The organism is Paenibacillus sp. FJAT-27812 (assembly GCF_001273905.1).
Taxonomy (GTDB): domain Bacteria; phylum Bacillota; class Bacilli; order Paenibacillales; family Paenibacillaceae; genus Pristimantibacillus.
The window spans coordinates 6,298,156-6,317,291 of record NZ_LIGH01000001.1 but is presented as its reverse complement, the minus strand read 5'-3'; the positions used below and the strand labels follow the sequence as shown (position 1 = coordinate 6,317,291).

At 39.3% G+C, this 19,136-nt stretch carries 14 protein-coding genes and 2 pseudogenes; all 16 read left to right on the top strand.

Annotation, left to right across the window (positions count from 1 at the left end):
* Positions 1 to 51 precede the first annotated feature (51 nt).
* The 16 genes and pseudogenes from ADU23_RS26920 (at position 52) to ADU23_RS26850 (ending at position 19,088) form a co-directional block, all read left to right on the top strand.
* Positions 52 to 1,365 (top strand): ABC transporter substrate-binding protein, encoded by a 1,314-nt coding sequence (locus ADU23_RS26920; RefSeq protein WP_053376576.1) that lies wholly within the window; start codon positions 52 to 54, stop codon positions 1,363 to 1,365.
* A 47-nt stretch (positions 1,366 to 1,412) separates the two neighbouring features.
* Positions 1,413 to 2,240, top strand: a complete 828-nt coding sequence (locus ADU23_RS26915) for a sugar phosphate isomerase/epimerase family protein (RefSeq protein ID WP_053376575.1) — start codon at positions 1,413 to 1,415, stop codon at positions 2,238 to 2,240.
* A 268-nt stretch (positions 2,241 to 2,508) separates the two neighbouring features.
* Positions 2,509 to 4,371, top strand: coding sequence for a sensor histidine kinase (locus ADU23_RS26910; protein WP_053376574.1), 1,863 nt, complete (start codon positions 2,509 to 2,511; stop codon positions 4,369 to 4,371).
* The gene (locus ADU23_RS26905) at positions 4,349 to 5,902 is read left to right on the top strand and encodes a helix-turn-helix domain-containing protein (RefSeq protein WP_053376573.1); all 1,554 of its coding nucleotides are present in this window, start codon (positions 4,349 to 4,351) and stop codon (positions 5,900 to 5,902) included. Before ADU23_RS26910 ends, ADU23_RS26905 begins: the two co-directional genes overlap by 23 nt.
* A gap of 218 nt (positions 5,903 to 6,120) precedes the next feature.
* Positions 6,121 to 7,374, top strand: a complete 1,254-nt coding sequence (locus ADU23_RS26900) for a sugar ABC transporter substrate-binding protein (RefSeq protein WP_053376572.1) — start codon at positions 6,121 to 6,123, stop codon at positions 7,372 to 7,374.
* A gap of 96 nt (positions 7,375 to 7,470) precedes the next feature.
* Complete coding sequence (locus tag ADU23_RS26895) at positions 7,471 to 8,340, top strand: carbohydrate ABC transporter permease (protein ID WP_053376571.1); 870 nt, start codon at positions 7,471 to 7,473, stop codon at positions 8,338 to 8,340.
* A complete protein-coding gene (locus tag ADU23_RS26890; protein ID WP_053376570.1) occupies positions 8,340 to 9,176 on the top strand; it encodes a carbohydrate ABC transporter permease in 837 nt (278 codons plus the stop codon). Before ADU23_RS26895 ends, ADU23_RS26890 begins: the two co-directional genes overlap by 1 nt.
* Positions 9,177 to 9,339: 163 nt before the next feature.
* Positions 9,340 to 10,953 (top strand): glycoside hydrolase family 13 protein, encoded by a 1,614-nt coding sequence (locus tag ADU23_RS26885; RefSeq protein WP_053376569.1) that lies wholly within the window; start codon positions 9,340 to 9,342, stop codon positions 10,951 to 10,953.
* A 96-nt stretch (positions 10,954 to 11,049) separates the two neighbouring features.
* On the top strand, positions 11,050 to 12,024 hold the full coding sequence (locus ADU23_RS26880) for an aldo/keto reductase (protein ID WP_053376568.1): 975 nt from the start codon (positions 11,050 to 11,052) through the stop codon (positions 12,022 to 12,024).
* A gap of 79 nt (positions 12,025 to 12,103) precedes the next feature.
* Positions 12,104 to 12,718, top strand: a complete 615-nt coding sequence (locus ADU23_RS26875; protein ID WP_053376567.1) for a hypothetical protein — start codon at positions 12,104 to 12,106, stop codon at positions 12,716 to 12,718.
* 54 nt (positions 12,719 to 12,772) lie between these two features.
* Positions 12,773 to 12,952, top strand: a pseudogene (locus ADU23_RS34380) (class I SAM-dependent methyltransferase); the annotation flags it as partial.
* Between the two features lie 66 nt (positions 12,953 to 13,018).
* Positions 13,019 to 13,195, top strand: coding sequence for a hypothetical protein (locus tag ADU23_RS32975; RefSeq protein WP_157265983.1), 177 nt, complete (start codon positions 13,019 to 13,021; stop codon positions 13,193 to 13,195).
* Positions 13,196 to 13,198: 3 nt separating this feature from the next.
* Positions 13,199 to 13,443 (top strand): annotated as a pseudogene (locus ADU23_RS33790) (IS110 family transposase); the annotation flags it as partial.
* Between the two features lie 856 nt (positions 13,444 to 14,299).
* Positions 14,300 to 16,522 (top strand): helix-turn-helix domain-containing protein, encoded by a 2,223-nt coding sequence (locus ADU23_RS26865; RefSeq protein ID WP_053376566.1) that lies wholly within the window; start codon positions 14,300 to 14,302, stop codon positions 16,520 to 16,522.
* Positions 16,523 to 17,280: 758 nt separating this feature from the next.
* Positions 17,281 to 18,198: an ABC transporter permease gene (locus ADU23_RS26855; RefSeq protein ID WP_053377849.1), complete on the top strand. Its 918-nt coding sequence runs from the start codon at positions 17,281 to 17,283 to the stop codon at positions 18,196 to 18,198.
* Positions 18,199 to 18,212: 14 nt separating this feature from the next.
* Positions 18,213 to 19,088 carry a carbohydrate ABC transporter permease gene (locus ADU23_RS26850; RefSeq protein WP_053376564.1) on the top strand — a complete coding sequence of 292 codons (876 nt, stop codon included), beginning with the start codon at positions 18,213 to 18,215 and terminating at the stop codon, positions 19,086 to 19,088.
* The last annotated feature ends 48 nt before the right edge of the window (positions 19,089 to 19,136 follow it).

Below are 19,136 nucleotides of genomic sequence, written 5' to 3'. Positions count from 1 at the left end.
TTTCTAATAGCTCCTATAATGAAGAAAGATCAACTGAGAGGAGACTAATTGATGAAAAAAAGAGTTGAAACGAAAATAGTAAGCATCTTATTTTTTGCTTTGGTAATTATGGTGACTCTATCTGCTTGCAGTTCAGGGAAAGAGACAGGCACGTTAATTAACGATGGTTTAACTGATAGTTCGAAGGGGCAAAAGCCTGTCAAATTACGTATTGTTTGGTGGGGCTCACAGACGAGGCACGAACCTACATTAAAGGCGTTGGAGCTTTACACCAAAAAAAACCCACACGTCACCTTTGATCCAGAATTCTCGGGCAACGACGGCTATGCGGATAAGCTAGCCACTCAGGCAGCATCTAAAAATGCACCGGATATTTTTCAATTAGATCTCAAATATTTCGCTGAATATGCAAGCCGCAATCAGCTTGCAGAATTGTCTACCGGCATACGTTTACAAAATATTGACGTTGCGCTCCTAGAGACAGGCAAGTATCGAAATAAGCAATATGCCATACCGCTTGGTAACAATGCTACAGCAATGGTCTATAACAAAAATGTAGTAGACAAGCTGGGAATAAAGCCGCCGAGTAATGATTGGACGTGGGAAGAATATTTTCAATTTGGTATAGATGCTAAAGCCAAGCTAGCGGATAACAAATATGCTTTGCTAGATTCTACATCAGACTATGATATGTATACGCATTATCAGTTAAGCAAGGGTCAGGGGGCTCCTATTACTGATGATGGCAAATTTAATATTAATAAAGAGACTTGGCTTGAATTTATTAATAAATACGCTGCACTTAGAGCCAAAGGAGTCGTTCCTCCTGCTGAAATAACGGCAACGGATATTGAATATGATGCCAAGCTGGACTTGTTACACAACGATAAAGTGTTGATTAGACGTTCACTTGGCGCAATATTTACTGGTTATGATAGCTTAAAGCCAGGAGTGTACCAGCTCGTTAAAGTGCCAAAGGGAGAGCAAGCCGGGGGTTTTTTAAAGCCATCGATGTTCTGGGCGGTAAGTGCTGATACAAAGCATGCGGAAGAAGCTACAAAGTTTATTGATTGGTTTATAAATGATGAAGAAGCAGCGGATATTCTCACAACAACAAGAGGTGTCCCTGTGTCTAGTACCATACTAGAACATTTGAGACCACAATTAAAAAATGCTGATATGCAGCAGGTCGAATTGAACAAAAATGTGGCACCAGATGCGCAAAAGTACAGTCAAGGAGCTAAAGGTTGGAGTAACTACACAGAAAAGGATTATAAAGATATAGGAGAGCAGGTTATTTTCGGGAAAATATCCCCTGAGGCTGCTTATGATGTGCTTATCAAAAAAGCAAAGGATTATGAATAACTTAGCTTATTATGGTAGCTGCATAAAAAGAATAAGGAGTGAGTACGATGATTACATTAACTGGTTTTGCTGATGAGATCTCCTCTGATTTGGAGGTGCAATTGGATGTAATGGCTTCAGAAGGAATTTCACATCTCGAATTTCGAGGTGTTTTTGGGAAAAATGTATTAAAACTAACAGATAGTGAAATTTCTTATGTAAAAGATAGACTGGATGCACGAGGATTTAAAGTATCTTCTATCGGTTCTCCAATTGGAAAGATTGAAATTATGGATAAATTCGATCCACATTTGAATGATTTTAAGCGAGCAATAGAAATAGCTAATTATTTTGGTACATCAAATATTCGTATATTCTCTTTCCATATTCCTAAGGGCGATGATCCTAGTTTACACCGAAAAGAAGTAATAACTCGGATGAGACACCTAACCTGGATAGCGGAGCAAGAGAACGTGCAGCTTCTCCTTGAGAATGAAAAAGGTGTTTATGGCGATACTGGGGAGCGTTGTCAGGATATATTAATGAGCTGCAACTCATCAAACCTACGTGCAGCGTTCGATCCCGCCAATTATGTTCAATGTGGGGTTCGGCCTATGGAGGAAGCGTATCCAATCATTCAGCCATTCATCTCTTACATTCATGTTAAGGACGCGCTTATGGGAAGTGGAAAGGTTGTGCCTGCGGGAGAAGGGGACGGGCAATTGCAGCGTTTAACGGCTGAGCTCAAGCGACAGGGGTATAACGGATTCATGTCCCTTGAGCCACATTTGGCAGCTATAGATAAGTTTCATGGCTTTAAGAATGAAGATCTATTCGTTATTGCTGTAAGAGCACTCAAGAAGTTGTTAAAAGAAGTAGAATTGGAATGGAATTAGCCGTTTATTAATTATGCTTATGTTCTATCAGTACTTTATAAACATGAATTAATTAACTAGAGGAGCGTAAGCTCCTTTTTTAATTGTATTTATTAACATGGATAAAACCATCAAGAACACTTTAATCTTCTGCTTGATCGTGTTGGTCAAATGAGCGGACTGCAGCGTCTTACGAAACGGCAAGTGTGCAAGGCGCGTCCGCGTCTATGTTACGATTTTCCCTATTGCTGTGCTACAATGTACGGGGGAATGAGTGGAGGATGCCTAGATGAAGCTTATAAAAGGGAGTATTATAACAAAAATTATTATTAGCTTGGTCGTAGCGACAACTGTTCCATTCATTATTTCGAATTATTTGTCGTATCACATTACAGGCAACGCAATCAAACGCCAGCTAGTTGAGCTGAATCAAAATTCTATGTCAATTACGATGTCAGCATTGCAGTCTTATTTTCATGAATTGTCACTACTTGGCTTGACATACTTTTCTGATCCTGAGCTTGTTAGACTGTTGTCGGAAAAAAAACCTCAAAATCCTGCTGAAAGTGTCTATATTGAACAAAGGCTTGAAAAAATATATGCGAATTATAGCGAGATTGGTGCAGTTTCTTACAAAAGTGCGCTAACAAACAAGCAGTTTAATATTCGAAATCATTATAATGACATAGTTATTATTCCTGATTTTAAAGATCATGAGATTTCGTATGCACATAGTGAGCTGAAGCAGCCATTTCAAGTTACACTTAAAAATAGAGAGCCAAGATTGCGTATCAATAAGCCATTCATAGATATTTATACTCGCGAAGTAATCGGTTTGACTACCTTTGATGTTAAACCATTACAAATCAGCAATATGCTTACTTCCTTAACAACAAGTGAGCAAGGACCTGTATATCTATTTATCGGAAATAATCTCGATTTACTCTATACAACTGCAGATGAGATGGAGTCGACATCTGATCCATCACTCTCAAAAGGAGATCAACAACCTACGCATCAGGAGACTGTACAAAAAACTAGAGAACCATGGCTGGTAGAACTTTATCAAAGGCTTCATACACCCCATCTACTTACAGATAAAGGGGAACTTCAAACTAATGAAGGCAGTTATGTCTATTTTAGCAAGACAGATGAAAATGGTTCAATCATGACAATCGTTAGTTTTATACCTCGCACACTTATTAATAAGGCACGTACTTCTGCACTTGGTAAAACGGTGTTAATTCAAGCAATTTCAATTGTTTTTGTTTCCATTTTGGCGGCTTTTATCTCTTATTACATGTTGCGTAGAATTAAAATAATGTTGCGGCACATTAAGAAGCTGCAAATGGGTAACTTTCAATTAAAGCGCAAGCCTGTACAGACAACACCGGATGAGTTAGATTTGTTAGAAATTAGATTGTTTGAGATGGCTGATGAGCTAGATGAGCTATGGAATAAGCAATATCGTCATCAGCTTGAGTTATCGCAAGCTCGTTTGAAAATGCTGCAAGCTCAAATCAATCCTCATTTCTTTTATAACACGCTGCAATCGATTGGAACTTTAGCGATAAAATCCAAAGCTCATGACGTCAGTGATCGACTTGCTGAATTTGCAGCTATGTTTCGCTATTCTATGGATATTGAGAACGAGGATGTTACGCTGGAAGAAGAAATCGAACATATACAGCATTACATGGTGCTTCAGCAAGGTCGCTATAAGCAAAGGCTTCAATTTGAGTTAGAATATCCAAATGAAGCGAGTTGCATTTATGTACCTAAAATGACTTTACAGCCGCTTGTTGAAAATAGTATTATACATGGTTTAGAACGAGGAAATGGTCAAATCCATATTATTGTAAGCATTGTTTTGACTAAGTGTTCACTGTTAATTGAGGTAATCGATAACGGAAAAGGCTTTACAGATCAGCAAATTGAACAGGTCAAAGCTGGTTACCTTGAGCAGGTTGTTGTATCGGAGAAGCGGGGAATTGGTTTGTCCAATGTATTGAAGCGATTAATGCTTTATTATGGAAACGGATTTAATTGGTCGATTTCTAGCAGTCCTTATAAAAAAACGATCGTAGCATTATCGTTGCCAATTGAAGCATCAAGAGAGGGACAAGAAGATGAAGTTATTAATCGTAGATGATGAAGAGCATGTACGTGAAGGTGTTGAGCTATCGATTGAATGGCAAAGTTATAACATCAATCAAATATTTATGGCCGAAAATGGGTTGGAGGCATTGGAACTTGTACGGAAGCATAGCCCAGAGTTGATAATTTGCGATATGAGCATGCATATTATGGATGGCACAGAGTTTTTAGAGAAGCTTCGGGAGGAAGGCTGGACCTCCAAAGTTATTGTGCTAAGCGGTTATCAACAGTTCCATTACACTAGGGCGACTCTGCTTGCTAACGGTGTGGATTACTTACTAAAACCATTTAAAATTCGAGATTTGGAAAAAGCTATTCAAAAAGCGTGCGATCAAATAAAACAAGAGCAGGAAGTTAGGCTAAAGGAGCTTAGCACTAATTTTCGCTTAAATGAAGTGAATAATCTCGTTATGGAGCAGCGTTTTTCTCGCTTGATTGAGGAGGAACAGGTTTCCAAAGAAGAGCTTATTACTTTTCTTACTACCATTGGAATCAACCCTGATTTTTTTTATGTTGTTACTTTTTTGCCGCGAAACAAAGATGCAATCGTAAAGCAATATTATGCTCGAGACGAGCAGCTGTTTAATTATTCGATGAAAAATATTGTTCAAGAGCTGGTTGAATCGTTTGGTAGTTGGTATGTGCTTCAACATGAAGAATTTATCCTATTGTTTATAAGTTCTAATTATTTACTTACGGATATAGAGTTGGTTGTAAAAAAAATACAGGCAGCATGGAAAAGAACTTTGCGCCTATCTTCATTTTCAGGGTTCTATAAAATGGGCTTGACAGCTAGTAGACTTCAATTAGCCTTGTTTGAGGAAAAATCGATTATTCTAAATTGTAATATTTTTGGCCACAATAAGAGTGGTCGAAAATCAACAGCCATGCACTTTTTTATAGACAAGGAGCGTGTTATTTTAGAAGCAATTCTCGCAAAAAATAAACAATATCTTCATGAGTTGGTCGAGTCTTTCGAAATGGAGTTGGCTTCGTATGAGATTGTAAGCTTAAGGGAGCTCCAGCACTATACCGTAGAAATTAACCTTTTGCTAGTGCGAATTTATATTCAACTTAACAGTGATAACTTTCATGAGACGATGCCGCTTTGGTTATCACAGCTGGAAGAATGGTCGTCAAAACTTAAACAAATTTTTAGTGATTTGCTAGAATCAGTCAACTACAGTAGGCTGGAAGTAACTCAAGTTCAGTCAATCGCTGCGGTAAGAAATTATATTAATGATCATATGAAGGAAGAGGTTACATTATCGGGTTTGGCAGAGAAATTTCATTTTTCACCGCAATATTTGGCGAAAAAGTTTAAAGAAGAGTATGGCACAACGATTATGAATTATCTAACTCAGTTAAGGATAGAAAAAGCATTTTCATTGCTTGATCATACTGAGTTATCCATTCAAGAGGTTGCGAGTGAAAGTGGCTTTGAAGAGTTGAATTATTTCAGTAAGGTATTTAAAAAACATACTGGTATCACGCCTAGCGGTTATCGAAAGAAATACAAAATGTAACATAAAACACATTCATTATAATCCAAAATACTTCTGTCAAAATTGTTGATAGTAGTTGGTTGGAACTGAATGTGTTTTTTTGTTTTTTAATACTTTTTAAGAACTTCAGGTTCATAATTTACTCATTTAGGCGAATATTTCACCTGTGATCGGTAAATTTTTATAGTTATAATCAAGTTGTGTAATAAACTTCAAAATCGTAATAGGGGGATGCAAAAATGAAGAGAAGATGGGGTCTTGCACTAGTTACTACAATGCTTTTTATTTTTTCAGCATGTGGCAACAATACAGGCAGAAATCCAAATGAAGGAGCAGGTGATGGTGGAAATAAGGTTGAGAAGCTTGCTAAAATTTCTTTATTCCAAAGTAAAGTTGAAATTGCAGAGTCGCTTGAGAACTTGGCTTCTAAGTATAAAAAAGAAACAGGAAATGAAGTTGAGGTTTGGGGTTCCGCAGGTGATTCTTACATTACACAGTTACAGACAAAGTTAGCTGCTAATGAAGGTCCCACCATTTTTTCTGTGCAACAAGGTGTTGAAGCTGAAAAATTCGCATCATATTTCTATGACATGACGAATGAAACTTATGCGAAGTACATCGTTCCAAATATGGCTTTGGAGATTGACGGTAAAGTTGTAGGTGTTCCAATTGGAATTGAAGGGTTTGGGCTTGTATACAATAAAGATTTATATGATCCTTCAACTGTGAAAGACACAGAGTCATTAATACAATCTCTTGAAAAATTCAAAGCTGATGGTATCAATGGTTTGGGACTGTCTCAAACCGCGTATTTCTTGATTGGACATATTATTAACACGCCATTTGCATTGCAGAAAGATCCTGTAGCTTTCATTAAGAAAGTAAACAAAGGTGAAGTTGATTTGAAAGAAGTACCAGAATTCCAGGAGTTCTCCAAATTGATGGAAGCTATTCGTGCTTATACGGTTAATCCAGTTGAAGTAACGTATGATCGACAAATGGGTGATCTGGCATCAGGTAAAACAGCAATTGTACACCAAGGTAACTGGAGTTACAGTATGCTCGCTGACTATGATGATATTAATATCGGTTTGGCTCCACTTCCGATCGCTGGAAACGATAAATTGGAAGTCGGCATCCCATCTGGTTGGGTTATAAACAATAAAGCATCTCAAGAACAAATTACAGCAGCTAATGCATTTTTAGAGTGGTTGTATACTAGCGAAACAGGCAAAAATACAATTCTTAATGATTTTGGTTTTGTTCCAGCGGTTACAACGATTAAACCAACGGGCCTAGATCCATTATCACAGCAAGTTTATGAAGCATCACAATCGGGAAATACAATTCCCCGGGCTTTGAATTATTTCCCGCAAGGCATTATCATTAATGATCTTGCACCGCTAGCTTCTGAATTTTTTCTTAATCCTTCCATAACACCAGAACAATTCCTTGATAAGCTTCGAGATGTTTGGGTAAAAGCTGCTAAGTAATACAGAGACATACATTGTTTAAGGCCTAAACCCTTACAAAGGATGTTAGGCCTTTCTTTTTTCATCTAAGACAAACTTGATAAAAGGGAGTTTCGTATGCCAAATAAAAAACTATGGTATTTTATATTCACCATGCCGCTGTTTTTAGTTTTTTGTATTGTTGTTCTAGTTCCATTTTTGATTGGAATTTACTATTCCTTTATTAGTTGGGGTGGAATTGCTAGTACCCCTAAAGTTTTTGTTGGCTTTGATAATTATTCTGCGTTGTTGCAGGATAAGCGTTTCCTTGCATCTGCGTGGAATACAATAAAATTCACTGTATTTGCACTATTTAGCGTTAATTTATTTGGTTTAGTGTTTGCTTTGCTGGTTACTTCTGGATTCAAGACAAGTAATCTTGTTCGCACGCTATTATTTATGCCGAATCTTATTGGCGGCTTGATTCTGGGATACATCTGGCGCTTCATTTTTACTGATGGAGTTAAACAGATAGGGTCTATAACAGGAAAAGACTCTATCTTCTTTAATTGGCTTATTGATTCAAACTACGCTTTAATTGCATTGGTAATCGTCTTCACTTGGCAGATGGCAGGCTATACGATGGTTATCTATATTGCTGGTATTCAAGGGATTTCTGATGAAGTCATGGAGGCCGCTAAAGTAGACGGAGCAAATATGTGGCATCGCATGACCAAAATCGTATTTCCATTATTGATGCCATCGTTCACAGTTAGCTTGTTTTTAACGTTATCGGGTGCGTTCAAAATTTATGATGTGAACTTGTCATTAACGAATGGCGGCCCAATCCACCATACTGAGTTGTTTGCTATGAACGTATTTAATGAAATATTCGGATATGGTAACTATGGACTTGGTCAAGCGAAAGCAATCGTGTTCTTTGTCATTATTGCGCTTGTAACGGTTACTCAAGTCGTAATTACAAAGCGAAGAGAGGTGCAGATGTAATGAGTAAGACTAAAAATGCAATATTTTCTGTGTTAATCGTTATAATCTCACTGATGTTTTTATCGCCAATTTACATCATGATTGTTAATTCATTCAAAACACGTGCTGAATTATATGAAAATGTACTCTCTTTACCAAGCACCTTCAGCTTTGAATATTATGCAACAGCAATTAAGAAGATGAATTTCCTAACTGCACTTGGAAACTCACTCTATGTGACGATTGCTACTGTTATTTTTGTCATTGTGCTTGCTTCAATGACGGCGTGGATGCTAGTACGTCGCGATAATGTCATGAGTAAAATCATTTTCTTCTTGTTTATCGCAACAATGCTTATTCCATTCCAAACATTAATGATGCCACTTATGCAAGTAATGGATTGGATACGTACCTATTTGCATGTGCCAGTGCTTAATACGCATGGTGGATTGATCTTTATGAATATTGGTTTCCACGCTGGCATAGCTGTCTTTCTATATCACGGTTTTATTAAGTCAATCCCTATAGCTTTAGAGGAAGCGGCTGTTCTTGATGGTTGCAGTACATTTGGCGTATTCTGGAGAATTGTATTTCCTTTACTAAAAAGCATATCAGTAACCGTTGCTATTCTCGATGTTATTGCTTCATGGAACGATTACTTACTCCCGTCACTTGTGCTATCGGAAAAAGGCTTGCGTACTATCCAGCTATCAACTTTTTATTTCTTCGGCGAGTTTACAATCGTTTGGAATCAAGCGATGGCAGGCTTGACCGTAACCATTATCCCTGTTCTCATTTTCTATGCTATAGCACAAAAATATATTATTAAAGGGATTGCGGCAGGGGCAGTAAAGTAAAATTTAGTATTTGTAAAAGCCAAGCAGCGTGATTCTGCGATTCGGATGGACGACGGCCAACTAAGCGTTGAAATGCAAAGATCAAAGACGGATTATGACCTGCATGTGACGGCGCTAAGCAATACGACCGACTATGCGGTTGAAGTGGAAAGGGAGAGAATAAATGAACAAAACATGGTGGAAAGAAGCGGTAGTCTATCAAGTGTATTGGCGCAGCTTTTATGACAGCAACGGCGATGGATATGGGGATCTTGAGGGAGTATTCAGCAAGTTGGATTATATTCAAAGCCTGGGTGTGGACGTCATCTGGCTGAATCCATGCTACAATTCGCCTGACGTCGACAACGGCTACGATATTGCGGATTACCGTTCGGTCATGCCGAAGGCGGGCACGATGGCCACGTTCGAGAAGTTACTGACTGCCGTCCATGACCGAGGAATGAAGCTTATTATGGATTTGGTCGTCAATCACACCTCCAATCAGCATACTTGGTTTCAGGAGTCGCGATCCAGCATCGAACATCCGAAGCGCGATTATTACATTTGGCGCAAGCAGCCGAACAATTGGCGTTCCTATTTCGCCCCCTCCACTTGGACATACGATGAAACAACGTGCGAGTATTACTTCCATTCCTTCGCCGCTGAACAGCCGGATTTGAATTGGGAGAACGAGAAGGTACGGGAGGAAGTCTATGATTTTATGCGTTTTTGGCTGGATAAAGGGATCGACGGCTTCCGGATGGACGTCATCAATTTGCTTGCCAAAATCCCGGGCTTCCCAGACGCCGAGCGGCCCGAGGAAATTTCGTATTTGGGCAACAACCCTGGCATTCATGAGTATTTGCAGGAAATGCACGACAAAGTATTAAAGCATTATGATGTGTTTACGGTCGGCGAAATTCCGTTCGTGAACCCCGAGGACGGCGTGCTCTACGTCGGCGAGGAGCGAGGAGAATTAAACACTCTTTTCCACTTTGAAGTATGCGATTATATGGCCCATTGGGATTTGCCGCGCTTCAAGCAAATCCAGGATCGCTGGTACAAGGGATTGTGGGGAAAGGGCTGGAACTCCCAATTTTTGAACAACCATGACCATACGCGGGTTGTATCGCGCTTCGGCAATGATACCGAATATCGAGAACAGTCGGCCAAATGCTTCGCCACCCTCATTCACACCCTGCCGGGCATGCCTTATATTTATCAGGGTGAAGAAATCGGAATGACGGGCATCCGTTTCGATTCTATCGACGAATATAACGATATTGCGATGAAGAACAAGTATAAGGAAGAGGTCGGAACTGGTCGCGAACCTGACGCTGTACTGAAGGAGCTTCAGCATTTATCGCGCGACAATTCCCGCACTCCTATGCAGTGGAATGCAGGATCGCAAGCGGGCTTCACGGAAGGACAACCATGGATCGGCGTCAATCCTAATTACAAGGATATCAATGTCGAGCAGGCTTTGAAGGACGAAGATTCCGTTTTCCATTACTACAAGCGGCTCATCGCTTTGAGAAAGAGCAACGAGGTCATGGTTTACGGCGAGTTTGAGACTTATCTGGATCAGCATGAGCAGATTTACGCTTATACGAGAAAGCTCGGAGAGGAATCCTGGCTGGTGGTGCTGAACATTTCGGAGCAGCTCGCGACCTGCAACGTCTCCGACCTCGGCGTAGGGAAGCTGGGCGAAATCGTCATCAGCAATAACCCTGAACGAACCATTCAGGAAACGGTGATCGATTTTCTGCCTTATGAGGCAATTGTATATCGGGTGTAAGAAAAATCGAGCGCTATACGGGTGAAACCCGTTATCTTTCGCGTCTCGATGAACAAGTATTATTAAAGATTAAAAACATGATATGGAGGATAAAAAATGAAACCATTGCAATTGGAAAAACGAGGAATAACCACAAGTCGTATGGTGATGGGATGTATGGGATTGGGTGGTGGCTGGAATCAAAATCCAATTACAGAAGATGATGTAAAGCAGGCCCATCAGGCAGTTGATGCAGCACTATCAATTGGGATTAATTTTTTTGATCATGCGGATATTTATACCTTTGGAAAGGCAGAAATAGTATTTGGTCAAGTTTTAAAGGAACGTAAGGATCTGAGAGAAAAAATAATAATTCAATCTAAATGTGGTATTCGATTTGAAGAAGGTCCAGGAAGGCCCGGAAGATATGATTTTTCTTCAGACTATATTCGCAACAGTGTCGACGGAATCCTAAAAAGACTTGGAATCGAATTTATTGATTTTTTACTACTACATCGTCCAGATCCACTGATGGAACCGGAAGAAGTTGCTGAAGTAATACATGAATTAAAAGAATCCGGTAAAGTAAGACACTTTGGCGTTTCGAATATGAGTGCAGCACAAATCAAACTGCTACAATCCTATTCTAATGAACCTTTAATCATCAACCAATTGGAGATGAGCCTCGCTAAACTTGATTGGTTAGAAATGGGGGTACTTGTAAACCATGAAGAACGAATAAACGCTCATTTCCCTGAAGAAACTTTAGAACACTGTCGTCTTGAAAATATACAAATTCAAGCCTGGGGATCTTTAGCACAAGGACTATTTTCGGGAAGAAATTTAGATGGTCAAATCGAATCTATAAAAGAAACATCACGACTAGTTAAAGATATGGCTGATCAAAAACAAACATCACCCGAGGCAATTCTATTAGCATGGCTAATGAGACATCCTGCAGGTATTCAACCTATTTTAGGTACTACTCGACCAGACCGTATTCAAAAATGTGGAGAGGCAATGAAGCTAACCCTGACGAGAGAAGAATGGTATTCTCTATTTGTAAGTTCAAGAGGCAGACGACTACCATAAGAGAAATTTGTTGTTTTCCATATACATTATTCGCTGAAATTAAAATCAACAAATTTCTTGATAGCTGTTGGAGGTATCTATGAGTCAGGTGAATTTTATAAGTGAAGATATTGGAAACATAGATTTAAAGGGTTCCATTGAAAAGGTTGATGCAGGGTACGATGTAATTGCAGGCGGGAAAGACATCTGGGGGACGTCAGATCAATTCCATTTTAGTTATGTAACGATTCACGATGATTTCGATATGGCAGTAAGGTTAGAATCACTTAGCATGGCTGATCTCTATACGAAAGCGGGTCTTATGGCTCGTAAATCTTTACTTGCTGATAGTGAACATGTTTTCTTCATGGTTTTTCCTGATAATAGCCTTCGTAATAAAAATAATGGAGGTTATGAGTTGCAATATCGGGAAAAATCTGGAGATGATTCTTTTGCAATATATCCCATGGATTATTGCTCAGAACCAGCAGAATTCCCAATTAATTTTCCAAATACTTGGTTAAGACTAAAGAGGTCTGGTAATGTTTTTTACGGATTTTATAGCTCAGACGGTGAGAAATGGAAATTATATTCGACTCATGAAATGAAAATCGATCGAACTGTCTATTTAGGGTTAGCTGTCACTTCGCATAATGAGAACAATATGGCGAAAGCATCATTTAGGGACATAACGATCACAAATAACTCCATATGAGTTCGGAGGTGGTTGGAACCGGAATCAAGACCTATATAAAATAGGAGAAGGCACCAAGGAAAGTTGAGTCAAACCGAGTTGCAACGCTTTGCGATGCGCTGGTATGGAATAGAAGAGCTTAAACTTTTATTAAAAAATATCGGATTCATTGATATTACATGTTCTGCTGATTATGTTTACAAAAAGCAACGATCTAACAAAAAAATTGTATTATTCTGGTATTATCCCCTTTAAGTAGACACTCAAAAAAACCGTCATGTTATCATGGGGGTAGGAGTGACGCTCGGAGGGGATATTTTTATGGATAAAAAGGGGCAAGCATTTCGAAACTATACTGAAGAATTTAAAATAAAGGCAGTTAGAGCATATCTTGAGGTTTCTTCAAGCGATAAAAGGATAACTGAACAGTTAGATATCCGTAATTGTTCACAACTAAAAGCTTTGAAGAATTGGAAATGCACTTGGATGAACGGCTGATGCAAATACAAGGGACAGGCTAAAATTACGAAGAGAGGCAGGAAGCGACTTCGAGCCTTACTCTTCCGTGTGCTGATGCCATTGGTGGCCAAGAACGAAGCCTTTAAAGCGTTGCACGAGTATTACACCAAACGACCGGATAATCCTTTGAAAAAATGCAGTCCCTTATCGCCTTATGCAACACACTCATTCGGGGTCTGTTCGGCATATTGAAAAAGTGCCTAAATGCAGGTATGACGAAACATTGAGATCGTAGAGACAACAGATAAAAAAAGCGCGGATGAGTCGGAACGCAACTATCTTACGGACGAAGATTCATGGACAGGTCTCCAATTTAGCTCCACATGAATTTTTTCTGGCACGAGCACCACGGTCAGATTCTAAGAATGAATGAGCATGTAAGAGCAAAACGTTTCTCCATAGAGGGAATATACGATAATTCACCAGGTCAAAAAATAGTGTTATAATTTTGGGTAGAAATATTAGTTTGTCCAGTAAGTGGGGGTAAAATGATAATAATAAATCAATTAGACACAAAACTCTCAAGCCGATATGAGGAGCTGGGCTCAAGCCAAGATGGAAATAAGAATACTCAATTTGCTGACATTATTGTTGATGGCAAATCGATTTACGATAGACTCAGGAAATATGACATGGTCCGCATTAGGCTGGGGCACTAGTGATAATCAACGGCAAATGATTGATTATTTTCTTTTAAGGCAACCTCACGAATATTTGTACTATAGGTATCCCGTTTTAACATCTGGAGAGATTTTATATTAGAAGGTGAGGATAAAAAAATAAACATAGGCCCTTTCTATTTTAAATGGGATAATTATTCCACGGCAATTAACAATACCTATGGCCTTACGGACGGTAATTCTAATTAATCATTGAGCTATCGGGTAACGTTAGCTCAATAAAACAGCGTAAGTCTAGGACTTTATTTACTCGTCCACGGCTTACGCTGTTTTTATAGTTGAGACCAGTCTAATGCTTTATTTTCTTTCTAGAACAGAAATGTATAATTTCTACATCATGGACACCTTCATCGAATCATGCGACAATGAAAATGTTTTTTAAAAATGTTCAGTGGGGGAAGGTATGACTAGACAGTGGTTGAAGCGGCAAATTATTTCATATTTGCCCGTGTTCTTTTTGCTTACATTTGTTCTATTAACGGTGATGTTTCTATCGATTGCGCAATTATCGAAGAATGCTGTGGTGAGCGCTAATGGCGTGTTTGCGAGACATGTACAGCAAGTCGTTGATTATAACTTGAAGACGACTGAACGTCTTGTGTTAAACGCCGTGCTTTATAATGAAAAGTTAAAGCAGTATTTTAGTGCGGACGATAAAGAAGACAAATATTACTGGAAATATGAGATATCGAATGAAATAGCTAAATTAAAGGTTTCGAACTCGATGATCGATTCGATTTATCTATACCGCATGAGTGATGAGAGCGTTCTCACGGAAAATATGCTTACTCCACTTGTGAAATTTGGTGATCAAGCATTTATTCAAGAAATGGTAAGTTCTTCACCCAAAGCTCAGAAATGGTCTAACGCTCGGGTCTACCAAGAAACCAAGTATGCGGAGACATCGAACAAAGTAGTTACATTTGCAAGCAGAGTTACACCTCCCTCAGGGGAGCTAGGCGTGATTGTTGTGAATGTGAAAGTCAAAGCTATTGAGCAACTTGTGAATGAGATGTCATCATCGTCCGATGTAAGTTATGCGAATTTAATAGGTACCGACGATCATAATATCTATGATCCGCAAAATACTGGAGACGGTAAACAGTTGCATCAATTTATTTCGAGTTACACAGGATGGGAGCTTCATACTGGGATTAAGAATGAGAAGTTATATCAATTTGGTTCATGGGTATATTATGTGTTTTTCAGCATTGGAATCGCGGTGTTATTACTCGGGACACTATGGATTATTTATACAGCACGCAGTAATTATAAACCCATTCAGTCGATTCTTGGACGGATTACGAGTCTGTCATCCAAGCCGAGCAGTATCTTTCAAGATCAATCGGTGGATGAGTTTAAGTTCATTGAAGCAGCATTTGAGGATTTATTCGAGCGGGTGACAGAATATGAGAAGGAGCAAGAAGAAGGACTGATTTCAAAAAGACGTCATATGTTGAAGGATTTAACAGATGGCAGTCTTATTCTGCAGGAAGCGGAATGGAAGAAAGAAATGTCGAGTCTGAGGCTTTCTTCGGAATTTACTTATATGTGCATAGCGGTCGTTGAGGTGGACCGTTATGCTGAATTTGGACAAAGTTATTCTAACCGAGACCAGTATTTATTGAAATTCATCATTAACAGCGTACTCAAGGAAATTGCAGATCATTATCAGATTGAGATTTGGGCGGAATGGTTAGAAAGTCACCGGCTATGCATACTATTTTTGACTCAAGCGGATCTTGAGCAATCCGATAACAATATATCGGTCATTTGCAACCGATTGGTGGATTGGGTACAGAAGAATTTAGAGTTCAGTATCACCCTTGGCGTGAGTCAATGCGTTGCTGACAGTGCACAAATCTACCATTTGTACGACCAAGCCCAGATGACTCTGAATTATAAGTCAGTAAAAGGCAATAATCAAGTGATTACCCAAGTACATATGAATGAAATCCAACAAGGTGAAGCTTATAAATTGATTCATTATCTCCGCTCTCTTTCTTATTATTTTCGTATGGGGGAAGCTCGTTGGAAGGACGAATTTGAGATTTTCTTTCAACAAGTCTTAGAGGGGATGTACGCAAAAAGCGAAGTTTATTATTTAATCAACGATCTCATTAATCATTTATACCGAGAAATTATGGAACTGTCGGATGAATTCCAGGTTAGTTGGAAAAGAGACATACTGCCAAGAATGAACAACATTTTAAAGGGAATGGAGACTGTCGAAGAAACAAAGATACAGATGCTGGATGTGCTGCTTCATGCAGAACAGCAATTTCAAGAGCTTCGCGACACCAGGAAACATCATGCGTTAATGCAAAACGTCCGCAAATATATTGAAGAACAGTATTCGAATCCGGAATTGTCGCTAAAGCATCTTGAGGATGAGTTCGGTATGAATGGAAAATATTTGAGCTTCTTGTTTCGGGAAGAGATAGGCGTTAAATTTGTTGACTATTTGTCGCAAGTACGCTTAGAAAATGCAAAAGTTTTGCTTGCGGAGACGCAATTATCTGTTCAGGACACTGCAAGTCAAGTTGGATATACCAACTCCATGACATTCATCCGAGGGTTCAAGAAGTACTTTGGAATGACTCCAGGTGATTATAGAAAAATGTGATTAACGAGAAGAAGCGCCCGAAGTACTGGCTAATATGTCAGTTGCGACGGGCGTTATTTTATTCTGCCGTTTTTGAAAAAGATCAATCGCAAAAACCGAATCTTAGTAGCTGATGATTGTCGTTTATGTGCCGCGTAATCAGGTTGCATCCGAGAGGTTGTGATGGATACGATATCTATCGACGTAGGTAAAATTGACGATTTGGAATGATGACCTGGCAGCCCATATCGAACGAAACCATTATGGTTAAGGAATGAACAACTGGAAGCAAGTGAATTGGAAAGGCAATAGGAAGCGAACAATCGCTTTCTATAAAAAGACGGACCAAGATTATTAATGTGGACAAGCACAACGTGTAAATTTGCCGCTCCCCCAGATAAGATTGTCTTGCGCTTGTTCGTGCACGGGCTAAAAGTGCGTGCTTTTATCTGGGACCCATACGAAGCGGACATCACGCCGTTTCTGCGAAGCGGGGAAAAGCTCATCGAGATCGAAATGGTAGCAGTTGCCGCAATTTGCGTTTTTGGGCTTAACCGTGCGGTTTTTAGAAAATAATCAATCCTAGGAATTATCAAGATGAGCGCAAAAAACGATGATTTCGGAAAAAAGTATATGATCTGAATCTTAGCCATTGAGCAATTGGACGTTCAGAAGCTATAGTCGATTGGCGGCCGCAAAGAAATACATATGAGGATTGCAGGAGGTGAAGAAACTTGAAGGAAATGCACAGTACCGCTAATGGAACACTAGGAATTCAAATGAAGGAGCGACGACGATTTGAAGCGAAACGAAGATTGAAAGATAACATCCCCTTATTAATTTTATTTGTACCGGTATTGTTGTTCTATATTATCTTCAAATATGTTCCGATGTTTGGATCAATCATGGCGTTTAAGGATTATAATTTTGGACAAGGGATTCTTCATAGCCCTTGGAATGGACTAAGAAACTTCGAAATTCTTTTTAGCAACCCGCAAACGCTTAATATCATTCGTAACACGCTGTTGCTCAGTGTGTTGAATATTGTTGTTGGATTCCCAATTCCAATTATACTTGCTGTTTTATTGAATGAAGTCAGGAAACAGTGGTTTAAGAAGTGGGTTCAGACGCTCGTATATCTACCTCATTTCTTCTCCTGGGTCATTGTAGGCGGGATCGTTATCACTTTATTCGCTGAGCAAACAGGTATTGTGAATACTGTGCTTGAACGTTTAACCGGCAATACCTTTTCTTTTCTCTATGACGACGTATCATGGATAGCTATCTTCTTAGGTTCCGGGATTTGGAAAGAGGCAGGATTCAGCACCATTATTTTCTTAGCAGCCATTACGAGCATTGATCCATCGCTGTATGAAGCAGCCAGTATAGATGGAGCTAACAAGTGGAAGCAGATACTGAACGTGACGTTACCTGGCATAAGCTCGACAATCGTCTTGATTCTCATCTTGCAGATGGGCAATGTGATGAGTGTAGGCTTTGATCCGGTTTATGTGCTGCAAAATTCAGGCGTATTTGATGTGTCGGAAGTGATTAGCACATACATCTATAAGGTCGGTATTCAGGGAGGGCAATTCAGTTTAACATCTGCCATGGGATTATTTGAATCGGTAGTCGGATTTATTCTCATATTTACTACCAATATAGTTGCTAGGAAATTTGACCGAGGTTTATGGTAAGGAAGGAGGAAAACATGAAAATTACTCGCGGTGAGAAAATTTTTATCATAAGCAACTACATCTTTCTGACAATCGCTGCTCTAAGCTGCTTGTTGCCGCTGGTGCATCTGTTCTCCGTTTCCTTAAGCGACCCTCATGCTATTTTATCGGGAAAGGTTTCTTTCTGGCCAGTAGGTTGGACCATTGAAACCTATCAGTCGTTGTTTGAAGGCACGCGTATTGTTAGCGCTTTTAAGAATAGCGTTATTATTACCGTTGTTGGGGTTGCTTTAAGCATGGCTTTTACGATTATGGCGGCTTATCCTCTTTCTAAAAAGCGCTTTTATGCAAAACGTACATTCACCTTACTCATCGTATTTACGATGTTATTCAGCGGTGGAACCATTCCAACATTTTTAGTGTTGAAGGCCTTAGGAATTGTTAATACTTATTGGGCATTATGGCTTTCAGGGCTGGTAAGTACGTATAACATGCTGATTATGCGAACATTTTTTGAAAATATTCCTGAAGAAGTTGTTGAAGCTTCAAGGATCGACGGGTGTGGAGAGTGGAGGCAATTGTTAAAGATTATACTTCCACTATCAATGCCAGTGATTGCCACCTTGACGTTGTTTTATGCTGTTGGTTATTGGAATTCATTTTCGAGTATCATGATCTATATTCATGATTCTACAAAATATAATTTAGCGGTATTGGTTCAGCAAATGGTTCAGAGTCAATCGATGCTGCAAGAGATGAATAATCTCCAGACGGATGATGTTCAACAAATGACACCGGAATCGATTAAAGCAGCAGCACTGTTCGTTATGCTGATTCCGATGCTAGTCGTATACCCGTTCTTACAAAAGTACTTTGTTAAAGGCGTTATGATTGGAGCCGTTAAAGGCTAATCAGATGAAATGAAGTCAATAGATATGCTAATTATTCTACTAATAATT